This window comes from Flagellimonas sp. MMG031, from assembly GCF_040112705.1.
GTDB lineage: Bacteria > Bacteroidota > Bacteroidia > Flavobacteriales > Flavobacteriaceae > Flagellimonas.
Genome location: NZ_CP157804.1, coordinates 710454 through 725605, shown reverse-complemented (window position 1 = coordinate 725605; position 15152 = coordinate 710454). Strand labels below are relative to the sequence as shown.

Annotated in this window: 15 protein-coding genes; 7 read left to right on the top strand and 8 right to left on the bottom strand. The window is 44.9% G+C overall.

All coding sequences use genetic code 11. The features are described 5' to 3' along the window. The first annotated feature begins 73 nt into the window (after positions 1-73). Positions 74-394, top strand: a complete 321-nt coding sequence (locus ABNE31_RS03200) for a hypothetical protein (protein WP_179383314.1) — start codon at positions 74-76, stop codon at positions 392-394. On the opposite strand, the gene ABNE31_RS03195 is transcribed toward ABNE31_RS03200, so the two are convergent. The 7 genes from ABNE31_RS03195 to ABNE31_RS03165 form a co-directional block, all read right to left on the bottom strand. After that, positions 380-898: a GNAT family N-acetyltransferase gene (locus tag ABNE31_RS03195; RefSeq protein WP_349352349.1), complete on the bottom strand. Its 519-nt coding sequence runs from the start codon at positions 896-898 to the stop codon at positions 380-382. The genes ABNE31_RS03200 and ABNE31_RS03195 overlap by 15 nt on opposite strands. Before the next feature lie 323 nt (positions 899-1221). Then, positions 1222-1875: a CoA transferase subunit B gene (locus ABNE31_RS03190; RefSeq protein ID WP_179383312.1), complete on the bottom strand. Its 654-nt coding sequence runs from the start codon at positions 1873-1875 to the stop codon at positions 1222-1224. Between the two features lie 50 nt (positions 1876-1925). Further along, on the bottom strand, positions 1926-2627 hold the full coding sequence (locus ABNE31_RS03185; protein ID WP_179383311.1) for a CoA transferase subunit A: 702 nt from the start codon (positions 2625-2627) through the stop codon (positions 1926-1928). Between the two features lie 98 nt (positions 2628-2725). After that, positions 2726-5056 carry a transglycosylase domain-containing protein gene (locus ABNE31_RS03180; RefSeq protein WP_349352348.1) on the bottom strand — a complete coding sequence of 777 codons (2331 nt, stop codon included), beginning with the start codon at positions 5054-5056 and terminating at the stop codon, positions 2726-2728. Then, the gene (locus tag ABNE31_RS03175; protein ID WP_349352347.1) at positions 5056-5547 is read right to left on the bottom strand and encodes a gliding motility lipoprotein GldH; all 492 of its coding nucleotides are present in this window, start codon (positions 5545-5547) and stop codon (positions 5056-5058) included. Before ABNE31_RS03175 ends, ABNE31_RS03180 begins: the two co-directional genes overlap by 1 nt. Next, positions 5537-6697 (bottom strand): regulatory iron-sulfur-containing complex subunit RicT, encoded by a 1161-nt coding sequence (gene ricT, locus ABNE31_RS03170; RefSeq protein ID WP_179383308.1) that lies wholly within the window; start codon positions 6695-6697, stop codon positions 5537-5539. Before ricT ends, ABNE31_RS03175 begins: the two co-directional genes overlap by 11 nt. Positions 6698-6904: 207 nt before the next feature. After that, positions 6905-7936 carry a rhodanese-related sulfurtransferase gene (locus tag ABNE31_RS03165; RefSeq protein ID WP_349352346.1) on the bottom strand — a complete coding sequence of 344 codons (1032 nt, stop codon included), beginning with the start codon at positions 7934-7936 and terminating at the stop codon, positions 6905-6907. A 270-nt stretch (positions 7937-8206) separates the two neighbouring features. Here ABNE31_RS03165 and recA point away from each other — a divergent pair, with 270 nt between their 5' ends. The 5 genes from recA (at position 8207) to ABNE31_RS03140 (ending at position 13084) form a co-directional block, all read left to right on the top strand. After that, positions 8207-9214: a recombinase RecA gene (gene recA / locus ABNE31_RS03160; protein ID WP_127140449.1), complete on the top strand. Its 1008-nt coding sequence runs from the start codon at positions 8207-8209 to the stop codon at positions 9212-9214. Positions 9215-9311: 97 nt separating this feature from the next. After that, entirely contained in the window at positions 9312-9755 is a 444-nt protein-coding gene (locus ABNE31_RS03155; protein WP_179383306.1) for a hypothetical protein, read from the top strand. Positions 9756-9782: 27 nt separating this feature from the next. After that, on the top strand, positions 9783-10313 hold the full coding sequence (locus ABNE31_RS03150) for a sigma-70 family RNA polymerase sigma factor (RefSeq protein ID WP_179383305.1): 531 nt from the start codon (positions 9783-9785) through the stop codon (positions 10311-10313). Positions 10314-10324: 11 nt separating this feature from the next. Further along, positions 10325-11782 carry a hypothetical protein gene (locus ABNE31_RS03145; RefSeq protein WP_349352345.1) on the top strand — a complete coding sequence of 486 codons (1458 nt, stop codon included), beginning with the start codon at positions 10325-10327 and terminating at the stop codon, positions 11780-11782. Positions 11783-11920: 138 nt separating this feature from the next. Beyond that, complete coding sequence (locus ABNE31_RS03140) at positions 11921-13084, top strand: histidine kinase (protein ID WP_349352344.1); 1164 nt, start codon at positions 11921-11923, stop codon at positions 13082-13084. On the opposite strand, the gene ABNE31_RS03135 is transcribed toward ABNE31_RS03140, so the two are convergent. Continuing rightward, positions 13081-13812 carry a lysophospholipid acyltransferase family protein gene (locus tag ABNE31_RS03135; protein WP_349353021.1) on the bottom strand — a complete coding sequence of 244 codons (732 nt, stop codon included), beginning with the start codon at positions 13810-13812 and terminating at the stop codon, positions 13081-13083. The genes ABNE31_RS03140 and ABNE31_RS03135 overlap by 4 nt on opposite strands. A 116-nt stretch (positions 13813-13928) precedes the next feature. Here ABNE31_RS03135 and trpS point away from each other — a divergent pair, with 116 nt between their 5' ends. Beyond that, positions 13929-14897, top strand: coding sequence for a tryptophan--tRNA ligase (trpS, locus tag ABNE31_RS03130; protein ID WP_349352343.1), 969 nt, complete (start codon positions 13929-13931; stop codon positions 14895-14897). Positions 14898-15152: the final 255 nt, after the last annotated feature.

Below are 15152 nucleotides of genomic sequence, written 5' to 3'. Positions count from 1 at the left end.
TAATTGGGTTACAGGCCAAATATAGAAAATAGGATTTGACCCCAACATATAATTATTTAAACTCGAATTATATATGGGTTCCATTAAAGGCCTAGGGCCATTTCTAGAAAAAGATTCCATTTTTACGGAAGAGGATTACGGAAAACCGATCAGCGAGCGACTGTCCCAAGTGCTCCGCCGTAATGCCACCAAAAACGATTTTGCCAATATTGCCATTCAGAGCAATGTAAGCTTTTCAACCATTCGAGATGTGGTGTACCGAACCAACAGCTTGACCAAAGTGAACGCAATGGCGATTTCCTTGCTCATCCATGCGGCTTTTGAAAATTCCTTTGCCTACAAATTGCAGGCCGAAGGGGACATTATGTTCTTGAGCAACTTACTTAAGGTCTAGTCGAAGGAGCCAATCGGTCTGCTTGTCCTTTCCGATGTAATAGGGATGCTCACCAAATTTGACAAACCCATGGCGTTTGTAAAAAGCTATGGCCTTTGGATTATGCTCCCAAACCCCTAGCCAAATGAATTCCTTATGGAACTTTTTTGCAATGGACTTGATTTCATTTAACATCCAGGCACCAACTTGCTTGCCCTGATATTCCCGGGCCACGTAAATACGCTCTATTTCCATCGCTCGCGGATGATGCACGTCCGTTTGTGCGGAAGCTACATTGAGTTTCATGTAGGCAACCCGTTTGGATGAGTTGTGTACAAAATAAAAATGGGTGTAGATATTGGACAATTCCTTGGCAAGTTTCCGGGGGTGGAAGGCTTCTTGAAGATATGCCTTAAAGTCCTCTGGATTATTGTCTTTTTCAAATGCTTCAGCAAAAGTGGTTTTGGACATTTCCAACAGATCATCCAGATCGGTCAAGGTACATTTGCGAAGCGATAGTTGCATAGGGTTGGTTTTGCCTAAAATTATCGCAAAAAAAAGAGCCGAACAATACGTTGGCTCCATATTTTTCAGGGGGATTTAAACTGGTTGACCTAAAGCATGAACAGCTTTTTGATCAAAAGCATAAAACCTGTGAAAAAATCGTTCCTGTAAACTTGAACATTCTCGTTCATCGTAGTGTTAGATTTTAGTGCCATGGTTCAATCGGTTTGTGGTTAATTTGGGTAACAATTTCGTTATAACCAAATATATAATCGTTGAATGGCAATATAAAACTATTGTTGTGTAATGGCAATATTATGTTGTATAAATTAAGCCGTTTAGTATCAAATTTGCATTTCTGGAATTTCACCCTCCACGACCAATTTACCTTCGGTAGCTGCTTGAATTTCTTCAATGGAAACTCCCGGTGCCCGCTCCAATAGTTTAAAGCCCTCCGGTGTTACCTCCAACACGGCCAGATTGGTCACTATTTTGGTTACGCAACCGACCCCTGTCAAGGGCAAGGTGCACCTTTTCAACAATTTGGATTCTCCCGCTCTATTGGTATGCATCATGGCCACGATAATGTTTTCTGCCGAGGCTACCAAGTCCATGGCACCTCCCATGCCCTTGACCATCTTCCCGGGAATCTTCCAGTTGGCGATATCACCGTTTTCCGCTACTTCCATGGCCCCTAAAATGGTGAGGTGGACATGTTGCCCTCGAATCATGCCAAAACTCAAGGCGGAGTCAAAAAAGGACGCTCCCGGCAAGGTGGTTATAGTCTGTTTTCCGGCATTGATAATATCGGCATCTTCCTCTCCTTCAAACGGGAATGGACCCATGCCCAATACCCCATTCTCACTTTGGAACTCCACACTGATGTCGTCCCTGACAAAATTGGCCACCAAGGTGGGTATTCCGATACCGAGGTTGACGTAGTAACCGTCCTTGACCTCTTTTGCAATTCGTTTTGCTATTCCGTTTTTATCTAACATATTATTTTCTTTTGTAAACACCCCTAAAGTCCCGCCCTAGGGGACAATTGCTATTTCCTTTCACGGACGGTTCGCTGCTCAATGCGTTTCTCATAGTTTTTACCTTGGAAGATGCGCTGCACAAATATTCCGGGAATATGGATCTGGTTGGGGTCCAAGCTCCCAGCGGGCAGCAGTTCTTCCACCTCGGCCACGGTAATGGTCGCTGCGCCACACATGCACGGGTTAAAGTTCCTTGCTGTTCCCTTAAAAATCAGGTTTCCGGCCTCATCGCCCTTCCAAGCCTTCACAAAGGCAAAATCCGCCTTGAAGGCAGGTTCAAGTACATACATTTTTCCATCGAACTCCCTTGTCTCTTTGCCCTCGGCCACTTCGGTACCGTAGCCTGCAGGAGTGTAAAAAGCAGGGAAACCCGCTTGGGCGGCCCTACATTTTTCGGCCAAGGTCCCCTGTGGGGTCAGCTCCACTTCCAGTTCACCGCTCAACATTTGTCGTTCAAACTCATCGTTCTCGCCCACATAGGATGATATCATTTTTTTGATCTGACGCTTTTGCAACAAGAGTCCAAGGCCAAAATCATCCACTCCTGCGTTGTTGGAGATGCAGGTGATGTCCTTGATGCCCAAACGGACCAATTCGTCAATGGCATTTTCCGGTATTCCACATAGGCCAAACCCCCCCAGCATGAAGGTCATTCCATCTTCTACCCCCTTCAAAGCCTCAGAAACATTGGCAACTGTTTTATTGATCATAGAATTCGTATTTATTTGCCCTGAAATTACGATTTAAATAAAAAAGCCCCAAGCAAATTAAGATATGCTTGAGGCTTTGTTAAGAAATAAGTTCTTGTTTAAAAATCCAAGTCTTCCAGATCGTCTTCTGTATCGATTAAATCTTCTTCTTCGTCCTGTTGTTTTGTGCAATCAATGTTGATGGATAGTTCTTCCGGTGCTTCAAACTCCTCCTTGGATACATTCAGTTCTTCGTTGTCGTAGTTCTTCTTCATATAGAGTGCCCAAATAGGCAATGCCATAGATGCCCCTTGTCCGTACAAAAGACGGTTAAAGTGTATAGATCTGTCTTCTCCGCCGACCCAAACACCTGTGACCAGATTCGGCACCATGCCCATAAACCAGCCATCACTCTGGTTTTGTGTGGTTCCAGTTTTACCTGCAATGGGATTGGTGAGTTCGTACGGATATCCAGTGATAATCTCTTTGTATACGGTTTGATTTTTTCCGTAGGTGTGCCGTAATCTTCCGCCCGAACCATATTCGGTAACTCCTTCCAATAGGTTCACCATGGCGTAAGCGACATCTTTGCTCAATACATCCTTCGTCTCTGGTGTGTACTCAAAAAGTACCGTTCCGTTTTTGTCCTCAATACGGGTCACCATGACAGGCTTCACATAAACTCCTTGATTGGCATAGGTTCCGAATGCGCCGACCATTTCATAGACGCTCACATCGGGCGTTCCCAATGCGATGGAAGGCACTTCGGGAATTTCTTTGGTAACCCCCATACTTTTTGCGATGGACGCCACCGACCCAGGTCCAACCCGATCAATAAGCTGGGCTGTAATGGTATTGACAGAATTGGCCAATGCACTTTTAAGGGTCATATCCTCACCGGAGTACTTTCCGTCCGAATTTTTCGGGCACCATGCAGCCATATTCCCATGTTTCCCGGGCTCAATGCAATATTGGTTGTCGGGGAGGGTATAACATGGCGAATAGCGTAATTGATCTATGGCAGCTGCGTAGACAAAAGGCTTAAATAATGAACCCGCTTGTCTAGATCCTTGAATTACGTTGTCGTACTGAAAGTGCTTGTAATCGATTCCTCCTACCCATGCCTTTACGTGACCTGTTTGTGGTTCCATTGACATCATGGCGGTACGTAGAAAAGTTTTATAGTATCGGATGGAATCCATTGGGGTCATGATGGTGTCCTTTTCAAAAGAATCGCTGTTCCAATCAAAAACGGTCATTTCCGTTTTTTCGCGGAAGGTGGCTTCGATATCTTTTTCGGACAGTCCTTCGCGTTTGAGGTGTCGCCATCTCGCGGAACGTCGCATGGCATTGCGCATGATCGTGTCGATGGCTCCCCTGCTCACATCCAAGAAGGGTGCGGTGAGATTTCGGTCGGGGGTATTTTGGTGGAAAAACTCGGCCTGAAGGTTTTTCATGTGCTCCTGAACCGCTTCTTCCGCATTGCGTTGCATTCTGGAATCTATGGTAGTGTAGACCTTTAACCCATCGAGGTAAATATTGTATTTCTCACCATCCGGTTTGGGGTTTTCCTTGACCCATTGGTTCAAATAGCGCTGCATATACATCCTGAAATAGGTGGCAAGACCTTCTCGATGCGACTCTGGATTAAAATTGATTTTCATCTCCAAACTTTGAAGGGAATCCTTTTCTTTTTCGGAGATATAACCGTATTTGGCCATTTGACCCAATACCGTATTCCTGCGGTTCAATACAAGTTCTTCTCTACGGATGGGATTGTAAAGGGACGAGTTTTTGAGCATACCCACCAAAACCGCGGACTCCTCAATTCTCAAATCTGCAGGTTCCTTTCCAAAATAAATTCTTGCAGCGGACCGGATACCATCGGCATTGTAACCAAAATCATAAATATTGAGGTACATGGCTATGATCTCTTCTTTGGTATAATTGCGTTCCAAGCGGGTGGCTATGACCCATTCCTTGATTTTTTGGGTAACGGCCTCAAATAAGTTTCGTGATCTGACCCCAACGAAAAGTTGTCTGGCCAGCTGCTGGGAAATGGTACTGGCGCCTCCTTTGGTTCCCAAATACACTAGTGCTCTTGCAAATCCTCTGGCATCGATTCCGGAATGGTCATAATAACGGGCATCTTCGGTGGCTACCAGGGCATCCACTATGTTTTGGGGCAGGGTCTCATAATCTACCCATGTACGGTTGTCGTCCAAATAGAGTTTTCCCAAGGTTTCGCCATCGGAAGAAATAAACTCGGTAGCGAGATTGGTCTCCGGGTTTTCCAAACGCTCAAAGGTTGGCATTTCGCCAAACACCCCCCATGAGGCCAATAAAAAGATAAGGACCACGGCCAATACTCCTGATCCGAACAAAATCCAAAACCATTTAATAAAGGGAAGAAAGTTTTGCTGCTGTTTTTTTTGACGCTTTTTTGCCATTATAATTTGGGTGCTTTTTCTATTTCCAAACCAACATCTGTTACGCCTTCCAAAATGTGAAGGCCTTCCACATCGCCGTTTTTGCGCATGGCGTGGGAAATGCTCACCTTATATACGCCAGAATCCGGAAAATCGATCTTTTCCTTGTACCAAAGTTTGTTTTCCTTGATACTTCCCATTCCTTTTCCCAGCCATTCGCCGCTCGGCTCGGCCATGCGGTACTCCAATGTATCTTTAACGGTATTTCCGCTGGGATATTCCAGTTCGGTAATCAAAAATAGGTTGCTAAAGGCAAAAGTGTCATCATTTCTAATATTGATGAACACATTATAGGTTTGGGTGGAGTCCAGTTCAGAGAATTGAAAATCAACTCCTTGATCCATCTGCCATTTACCGTCGGTGATGGGTTGATAATCCGAATAGACCAAAAGTTCGTTGCAGGAGGATAGAGCAAGAACCAACACCAGTAGTAACAGCAATTTATTTCGCATTTGGAGATGCTTTAGATTTTGGTTTTCTGCGCTTCTTCTTTCTACGCTTTTTTCTGTTTGGCCGATCAAATCGGGTAAGGCTGTCTTGCCCGACCACATTTTCGAAAGTGGTTTTATCCTCGGTAACATTGTCCGCGGCATATTCTTCGAGACTGGCCACTTTTTGGTTCTTTTTGTTGAGTTCCAAAATCTCCAGTACCTGATCTTTGGAAAGCGTATGCCAAGTAGCAGGTTCATCCTTGTAAGAGAACCAAAGTGTTTCTTTAAAAATATCGGCTTTTTGGCAAAATGCGATTCCCTTCTGTGTTTTTAACTTACAATCGGACGGCGGGAAGTTCTTGAGCGCTTCCAGATACATGTCGAGCTCGTAATTGAGGCAGCACTTTAATTTACCGCATTGGCCCGCTAATTTCTGTGGGTTGAGGGCCAATTGTTGATAGCGGGCAGATGCCGTGCTCACCGACCTAAAATCGGTCAACCAAGTGGAGCAGCAAAGCTCCCGACCGCAGGACCCGATGCCTCCCAAACGTTGCGCTTCTTGCCTATATCCAATCTGGCGCATTTCAATTCGGATACCGAAGGCTTTCGCCATATCCTTGATCAATTGTCGAAAATCCACACGATCCTCGGCAGTGTAGTAAAAGGTGGCCTTGGAACCATCCCCTTGAAACTCCACATCGCTCAGTTTCATTTCAAGTTTTAGGGAAATGGCAATCTCCCGCGAACGCTTTTTGATTTCTTCTTCGCGGTCCCGACATTTTTGCCAAATATCAATGTCCCGTTGACTGGCCTTTCGGTAAACTTTAGGAAGGTTCTTATCGTCCGGAGAAACTTTTTTTCGTTTCATCTGGATTCGAACCAGCTCTCCGGTAAGGGTAACTACCCCTACATCGTGGCCGGATTTGGCCTGGGTGGCTACCACATCACCAATGGACAAGGTGAGATTCTCCGTATTCCTGAAAAATTCTTTTCTGCTGTTTTTAAAACGTACCTCAACGCAATCAAAGGGTTTTTGACCGTTGGGCAACGACATATTGGAAAGCCAGTCAAAGACTGTGAGCTTGTTACAACCATCAGTGCCGCAAGTACCATTGTTCTTGCACCCACGCGGTTGTCCATCCTTGCCGGTTGAACAACTGCTACACGCCATATTTAATATCTTGATTGGAGAGCCAAAAAAAGCAAACTGTCTGTTCTAGCGCGGACCGGAAGTCCATCTTACATAGGGAAATCCAAATCATACATCCACCACGCCGATGAAAGAACCTGTTTTGCTACACTGTTTGAGCAGCCCCAATAGGGTTCATAAAAAATTACTTGATGTAAATATAGTACAATTTGTGGCAGTAGTGAAATGCTACTTCTTGTATTTCAACACGGGAGAGCGTCCTTTTTTGAATATTTTGTTGCTGGCTCCCTTGCCCTTACGCAAACGTTTTTGTTCTTCGTAGGGCAGTGCATGTACTTCCATACAATCCACCGAACAACAATTGTTCATTTCATTGGCACATTCATCACATTGGATAAACAACAAATGGCATGCTTCGTTTGCACAGTTGACATGGGTATCACAAGGCTTTCCGCATTGATGGCAATGTGCGATCACATCTTCGGAGATGCGCTCACCGCGCCTATGGTCAAAAACAAAGTTTTTACCCAAGAATTTGTTTTCCAATTGCTTTTCGCGCACTTGTCGGGTATATTCGATAATGCCACCTTCCAGTTGAAAAACGTTTTTGAAGCCTTTGTGCTTGTAGTAGGCACTGGCCTTCTCGCAACGGATGCCTCCGGTGCAGTACATCACGAGGTTCTTGTCCTCTTTGTGGGCGGCCAAATCCTTTTCGATGATGTCCAACGAATCGCGGAAGGTATCCACATCTGGGGTAATGGCATTTTTAAAGTGCCCTATCTCGCTTTCGTAGTGGTTGCGCATATCTACCAGAACAGTATTTTCATCTTCGATAAGCTGGTTAAATTGTTCGGCGCCTACGTGTATGCCCTTATTGGTGACATCAAAGGTGTCATCGTTCAATCCATCGGCCACGATTTTATCGCGTACCTTAACCTTTAATTTCAAAAAGGACTTGTTGTCCTGTTCAATGGCGATGTTCAACCTTACATTTTCCAAAAAGGTGATACTGTCCAAATGATCCTTGAAGCTATTGAAATTATCTGCTGGCACCGAAAGTTGTGCATTGATTCCTTCGTGGGCCACATAAATGCGCCCGAGAACTTCCATTTGGTCCCAAGCCAAAAAAAGATGGTTTCGTAAAATCTGTGGATTGCCTATGCGTGCATATTTGTAGAAAGAGATGGTAAGCCGATCTTTCCCGGCTTCCTCAATAAGCGCTTCCCTTTCCTTTGCACTTAATGTGTTGTACAGTTGCATGCTATACCGGATTAAGTTTTAAGAATGGTTCTTTTAAATGTGCGGCAAAGATAGAAAATTAAGGGAGAGCAAACTAAAAGGGCCGCGAAGGCCCCTTTAATCCATTACTACTTTCTCATAGCAGCGTTCTCTTTCTCATAGCAATTGCGAGCCAAAAGGCTCTATGGAGATGAGTTAGTACTTTAAGGATGTAATGTTATTAAAAAGGTTGCGTGCCCTTTTTTTCATGTGGAAAGAAATGGTATTTTAGCCTTCCTAATATTTTTTACCATGAGCAACGAGAAAGAAGCAAAATTAAAAGCACTTAAACTAACCCTGGACAAGTTGGACAAAACCTACGGTAAAGGTGCTGTCATGAAAATGGGGGACAGTGTTGTGGAAGATGTTGAAGTGATTCCTTCCGGCTCATTGGGACTGGATATTGCCCTAGGTGTGGGCGGTTACCCCAAAGGAAGAGTGGTGGAAATCTACGGTCCTGAATCCTCGGGTAAAACTACGCTGACTTTACACGCCATTGCCGAAGCACAAAAAGCAGGAGGTATTGCCGCTTTTATTGATGCTGAACACGCTTTCGACCGTTTTTATGCCAAAAAATTAGGGGTGGATATCGACAACTTGATCATATCCCAACCCGATCACGGGGAGCAAGCTTTGGAAATTGCCGACAACCTGATCCGTTCCGGGGCAATCGACATTGTTATTGTGGATTCCGTGGCCGCTTTGACACCAAAAAGTGAAATCGAAGGGGAAATGGGGGATTCCAAAATGGGATTGCATGCGAGGCTCATGTCGCAAGCTTTGAGAAAGCTAACCTCCACTATCAGCAAAACAAAATGTACCGTAATATTCATCAACCAGTTGCGGGAAAAAATCGGGGTCATGTTCGGTAATCCTGAAACGACTACCGGTGGTAACGCCCTAAAATTTTATGCTTCGGTGCGATTGGATATTAGAAGGTCTACCCAGATTAAGGATACGCACGGTGAGGTCCAAGGAAACAAGACTAGGGTAAAGGTGGTCAAAAACAAAGTGGCACCTCCCTTCAAAACGGCTGAATTCGACATTATGTACGGAGAAGGAATTTCCAAGATCGGGGAAATCCTCGATTTGGGAGTGGCCTACGAAATCGTGAAGAAAAGTGGTTCTTGGTTCAGTTATGGCGACACTAAACTTGGACAAGGGCGGGATGCCGTAAAATCGCTCTTGTTGGACAATCCAGAGCTTGCAGAAGAATTGGAAGCCAAGATCAAAGAAGCCATTGCCGCAGTAAACCAGTAAACTTTTTTATCGATTTTTCTGGTAGATTGACATTGGCCTTTTCAAATCCTACGCAACCCTTGTGTATACCATACATCTTAGGGGAAAAGGATTAATTATGAAAAAAGTGCTGATGCCCTTCTTATTGATTGTGGCATGCTCATGGTTCATCTCCTGTGAGGTGGACGATGATTCCCCCAATTTTTACTTTACCTCGCTGACCACGGTCGAGGCCCAAATGCCCGAATCGTTCGAGTTTGGGGAAACCTACGATATTGAAGTAACCTACCTAAGGCCAAATGGCTGTACCTTTTTTGAAGGCTTTAATGTGTCACAAACCGCAGAAACCGGTCGCGACGTTGTCGTGGTAGGCTCTGTGCTCACCGATGAGGACACTGTATGTACACAAGCTGTAGAAGAAGTTGTAGCCACCTTAAAATTTAATGTAATTTACACCAAAGACTATGTATTCCGATTTTATGCAGGCGATGATGAAGACGGCAACCCGACCTTTTTGGAGTACACCGTCCCGATTGCAGAAACGGAGAACACAAATCAATAACAACAAAAATCCAACATTGACCAACATTTGGATCTTGAAGAACTGATATATCATTGTCAAAAGGGAAACCGACAGGCACAAGCTGAACTATACCGGAGATATTCCGGTATTCTTTTCGGGATGTGCCTCAAGTATTCTCGGAACAAAACGGAGGCAGAAGACAATCTGCACGATAGTTTTATGACCATTTTTGACAAGATCGATCAATACGGTTTCAAAGGATCTTTTGAAGGCTGGATCAAACGGATTACGGTAAACACCGTCCTTCAAAAATACAGAAAGGACCAGCACCTAAATGTAGTTTCCGAGAATACCGAAGATGAGGAAGATGTGGACACCGATGGTACCGACATCAGTCTCTCCACTTTACTGGGATACATTCAGGAACTGCCGCACAAATATCGGCTCACCTTCAACCTTTATGTGCTGGACGGTTATAGCCACAAGGAAATAAGTGAGATGTTGGGGACATCCACTGGAACTTCCAAATCAAATTTGGCTCGGGCCAAGGCGATTTTGAGGGAAAAAATAGAAAAAACCAAAATAAACATTGCTTAAACGAAATGACAATGGGGAAAAAGAATTTAGAGCAATTGTTCAAGGAACGCTTTAGCGACTTCCAAGAGGCGCCCGACCCAAAGGTCTGGGCCTCCATCGAAGCTTCCTTGGACCAGAAAAAAAGAAAGAAACGCGCCTTTCCCATTTGGTGGAGCCTTGGCGGCGTTGCTGCCGCATTGGTTTTGTTGCTACTGGTAGCAAACCCTTTTGCGGAAGACACCATAGAACCACAGGTGATTTCTGAAAAGGAAAACGTTGCATCGCCCAAAACCATGGACAAGTCGGAATCCGATATTACCAAAGATGGGACAAACACGAAAGCAACTCCTGAAAATCAAAAGGGCTTGGTGAACAACACTGATGATGGAACCACTATCAACAAAGAAAAGACGCTGCCCAACAGCAATTTTAATAAAAACCAGGCCTCCTTGGCCCAGAACGCCGAGCAGAACACGCTTGAAAACCGTTCAAAGGCCAACAATAAAACCAATCGGTATGCCTTGGGCGAAAATGATGGGCAGACCATTACGGGAACTGTTATGGACGTTAATGAAGGTATTGTGTCTTCTGAAAGTCCCGATTCAGTATCTAAAAATCAGTCCAACAATGAAACGCCTTCAGCCGCAGCCGAAATGGCAGCGATTAATGAGGAACAGCAGGAGACTGAAAAGCAGTCCATTTATGATGCGATAGCCGAGCAGAACGAAATTGAGGAGGAGGCCGTCGCCCAAAACAAGTCTGGCAAATGGTCCGTTGGGCCCTCGGTGGCACCCGTATACTTTGACGCCTCTGGCGATGGCTCGCCCATAGACCCCAGTTTTGCATCCAACTCCAAATCAGGAAACGTTAATTTGAGTTATGGTGTTAACGTGGCCTACGAGGTGGGAAAAAAGCTAAAAATACGATCAGGGGTGCATCGGGTCAACTTTGGATACAACACCAATGATGTTGTGTTTTCCTCTACCTTGAGATCCGCCTCCAACGACAGGATCGAAAACATCAACTACGATCCAAACGCCCTATCCATCGTTGTAGAGAGTAAAAACAATGCAAAAGATGCACTCGCCGTCAATTCCAAGGAGATTGCCTTTAACGAAGCAGCCGCCTTTGATGGGTCCATGGTACAACAACTGGGCTATATTGAAGTTCCCTTGGAGTTGAATTACGCAATTGTGGATAAAAGATTTGGAGTTGATGTTATCGGTGGGGTAAGCTCCCTGTTTTTGATAGACAATGCCGTATTGCTGGAATCCAATGAACTCATCACCGAAGTGGGCGAAGCCAATAACATCAATTCGACGAATTTTAGTGCCAATTTTGGTATGGGGCTCAATTACAAGTTTTCACCCAAAATACAGATCAATGTAGAACCTGTGTTCAAATACCAATTGAACACCTTTTCCAATGTTTCCGGCAACTTTCGGCCATATTCCATTGGTGTGTACAGCGGATTTAGTTTCAGGTTCTAGCATCTAAGACGTTGGTTAGGAAGATTGCTCCTTTAAGCAATCATTCGAGCGCTCTATCCTTAGGGCGCTTTTTTTTATAAAACATTCGCATATTTTTCTTACTTTTTCCACATCAACACTAACCAAAGGATTGATACTGTGACCGCTGAGAATTTTGAGGACATCCTTGTGTACTTTTCCAAATCGTTGATGGGAAAGGAAAACGAAGAGGATATTCTTTGGGATATCGCCAAGAATTGTATCGCCAAACTGGGCTTTGTGGACTGCGTGGTCTACTTGGTCGACCACAACAATGTCCTTATTCAAAAGGCAGCCTACGGCCCCAAGAACCCAAAAGACCGTACCCTGCACAATCCTGTTGAAATCCCCGTTGGGCACGGAATCACTGGGGCGGTGGCCAAAACACGTCAAGCGGAATTGATTGTGGACACTTCCCAAGACCCCCGCTATATCGAGGATGATGACAACCGGCTTTCCGAAATCTGTGTCCCCATTACCTATGAGGACCAACTCTACGGCGTTATCGATTGCGAGCACCCCGAAAAAGGATTTTTTACGGAGCGCCACCTCAAAATGTTATCCGCCATTGCCTCCATTTGTGCCATAAAAATTAAGAGTGTGCGCGCCAATCTGGAGCTTTTGGAAAAGCAGGACAAACTTTTTCAGATACGGGAGGAAATGATGGAGCTAAAGCTGAAAGCCCTGAATTCCCAGTTGAACCCCCATTTTATTTTCAACTCGCTCAATGCCATCCAGTATTTTATAACGGCACAAAAAACCAAGCTGGCCTTGGATTACTTTTCCACCTTTAGCCGTTTGGTCCGATATTACCTTAAACAATTGGGAGAGGACACCACGCCATTGTATCACGAAATCGATATGCTGCACTGGTACCTAAAGCTTCAAAAGTTGAGGTATGATGACTCCTTTGCCTACACCATTTCCATAGAAAAGGACAATCACAATATCGAGGAGGCCATTATTCCATCTTTCATCATCTTGATGCTCTTTGAGAACATTGTGGAACAATCATCCATCAACCAAGAAATTGACCAACATTTCCATATCGATATTAAATCAACCTCAACATCCGTGATCCTGAAGGTGGAGTATCATTGTAAAAATTTGGATCCCCATGTTCCAAAAAACCTGGATTACCGGGAAGATATCCTAAAGTGGAAAGACCAAGTACGACTTCTGAATACGGTCAAAGGCTACAGCATCGCCCACCAAACATCCAGTGTGAGGGCCAAGGGAATGTACAAGAAAAGCATCTTGTTGCAACTCCCGAATTTGGTTTAGGTCAAATCCTTTAAAATTACGGTTCTTACCTCTTCGCGCAACGTGGAAGTATCCTCCGCGCTCAAAATGCCCGTTTCGAAGAATGGATGCACCTTTGCCCTTATCCTTCCAGGTCCACCGCTTAAAAAGGTAAAGGAGAACCGTTTTTTATTGTCCAAAAAGGTGATGGGTACCACGGGGATTTTATGGGCAATCGCCATTTTAAAAGCGCCATCCTTAAATTGGTCCAGAACAATTTCTTCTTCCGGGACACCGCCTTCAGGAAAAATACAGATACTCAAGCCTTGGTTCAGCCGTTTTTGGGCCCTTCGGTACACGCCCGTTCTACTCTTTACACTGTCCCTGTCCACCAAAATACATACCCTTTTATAGAAAAATCCGAAAATGGGAATACTTACCAGTTCTTTTTTGCCCACGAACACAAAGGGATTACGGCTAACGATGAGCATCAGCATAATATCGAGCATACTGGTGTGGTTGGCCACCAACATATAACTTTTGCCCTTTTCCATACGCTGTTGCCGTTCAATTTTGGGAAAACAGCCCATCCCGTACAAAATAGGCACGGCCCAAAAGTTACGTGCCAGCCAAAAAAAATGATGATAGGTCTTTTCGGAAATCGTAAAAAGCAGCAATAATGGAAAAAACAACAGTATAGGTACGGTAACCAGGATATAGAACCATACCCGGTACAAAACATGCCCCACATTTCTCACCACACCTAACATGGGGCCAAATGTAAAGTATTTCGGAATTTTCATTCGGCACATAGCCTATCTTTTAGACAAACTACTACTTTTTTAATACGCGGGGGATGCTTACTTTTACGCGCAAAAAAGGAAGCATGGCGCGAATTCTGACCGGGATACAAAGTACAGGAACACCCCATTTGGGGAATATTTTAGGGGCCATTATGCCTGCTATTGACATGGCCCAAGACCCCAAGAACGATTCCTTTCTCTTTATTGCCGATATGCATTCCCTAACCCAGATTAAGAACGGGGAACTGTTGCGCAACAACACCTACGCTATTGCAGCCGCTTGGCTCGCTTTTGGCCTGGACATTGAGAAAACCGTTTTTTACCGACAGAGCGATATCCCACAAACCGCAGAACTGGCCTGGTACCTGAGCTGTTTTTTTCCCTACCAACGGTTGACGCTGGCCCACTCCTTTAAGGACAAAGCCGACCGGCTGGAAGATGTAAATGCAGGCCTATTTACCTATCCTATGTTGATGGCGGCGGATATCTTATTGTATGATGCCGAAATTGTCCCCGTAGGAAAAGATCAGTTGCAACATTTGGAAATGACCCGCGATGTGGCTGCCCGCTTCCACAACCAAATGGGCGAAACCTTCGTGATGCCCGAAGCCAAGGTGCACGAACAGACCATGTACGTTCCCGGGACCGACGGCGAAAAAATGAGCAAAAGCCGCGGTAACCTCATCAATCTGTTCCAACCTGACAAAAAATTGCGCAAGCAGATCATGGGTATTGTTACCGATAGTACCTCCATGGAAGACCCCAAGGACCCTAGCACGGACAATGTTTTTGCCCTCTACAAGCTTTTGGCAGCTCCCGAGCAAATCGAAGAAATGAGTGCCAACTATTTGGCCGGAAACTACGGTTATGGCCATGCCAAGCAAGCCTTGTACGAACTGATCTTGGAAAAATTTGAAGAGCCCCGCGAAAAGTTCGAGTATTACATGACCCACACCAACGAAGTGGACGAAGCCCTGGCCTTTGGCGCCGAAAAAGCGCGTAAAGTGGCCGATGGGGTACTGGCAAGAGTACGTGAAAAGTTGGGGTACTAACAGTTCATCCGAAATTGGAGCGACCGACTGGGAACCAGCAACCCTATAAATACTCGTAAAAACCTTGATTTTTCTTCCAAGACCGATTAAACCTCGATTTACCGTGGTAAAGTTTCGATGAACAACAACCAAAATCAGGGCGACTGTTCTGTTTTTGCGTTTATAGATGAACTGGCCTCGAAATAGTTCAAAACTGGGCTGTTTCGTGTAATTTCGACATAAGGAACGAAGTGACGATGGAGAAATCCAATGGGA

Coding starts and splice junctions, on each gene's coding strand:
- ABNE31_RS03200 (WP_179383314.1), top strand. CDS start 74: ATGGGTTCCATTAAAGGCCTAGGGCCATTTCTAGAAAAAGATTCCATT.
- ABNE31_RS03195 (WP_349352349.1), bottom strand. CDS start 898: ATGCAACTATCGCTTCGCAAATGTACCTTGACCGATCTGGATGATCTG.
- ABNE31_RS03190 (WP_179383312.1), bottom strand. CDS start 1,875: ATGTTAGATAAAAACGGAATAGCAAAACGAATTGCAAAAGAGGTCAAG.
- ABNE31_RS03185 (WP_179383311.1), bottom strand. CDS start 2,627: ATGATCAATAAAACAGTTGCCAATGTTTCTGAGGCTTTGAAGGGGGTA.
- ABNE31_RS03180 (WP_349352348.1), bottom strand. CDS start 5,056: ATGGCAAAAAAGCGTCAAAAAAAACAGCAGCAAAACTTTCTTCCCTTT.
- ABNE31_RS03175 (WP_349352347.1), bottom strand. CDS start 5,547: ATGCGAAATAAATTGCTGTTACTACTGGTGTTGGTTCTTGCTCTATCC.
- ricT (WP_179383308.1), bottom strand. CDS start 6,697: ATGGCGTGTAGCAGTTGTTCAACCGGCAAGGATGGACAACCGCGTGGG.
- ABNE31_RS03165 (WP_349352346.1), bottom strand. CDS start 7,936: ATGCAACTGTACAACACATTAAGTGCAAAGGAAAGGGAAGCGCTTATT.
- recA (WP_127140449.1), top strand. CDS start 8,207: ATGAGCAACGAGAAAGAAGCAAAATTAAAAGCACTTAAACTAACCCTG.
- ABNE31_RS03155 (WP_179383306.1), top strand. CDS start 9,312: ATGAAAAAAGTGCTGATGCCCTTCTTATTGATTGTGGCATGCTCATGG.
- ABNE31_RS03145 (WP_349352345.1), top strand. CDS start 10,325: ATGGGGAAAAAGAATTTAGAGCAATTGTTCAAGGAACGCTTTAGCGAC.
- ABNE31_RS03135 (WP_349353021.1), bottom strand. CDS start 13,812: ATGTTAGGTGTGGTGAGAAATGTGGGGCATGTTTTGTACCGGGTATGG.
- trpS (WP_349352343.1), top strand. CDS start 13,929: ATGGCGCGAATTCTGACCGGGATACAAAGTACAGGAACACCCCATTTG.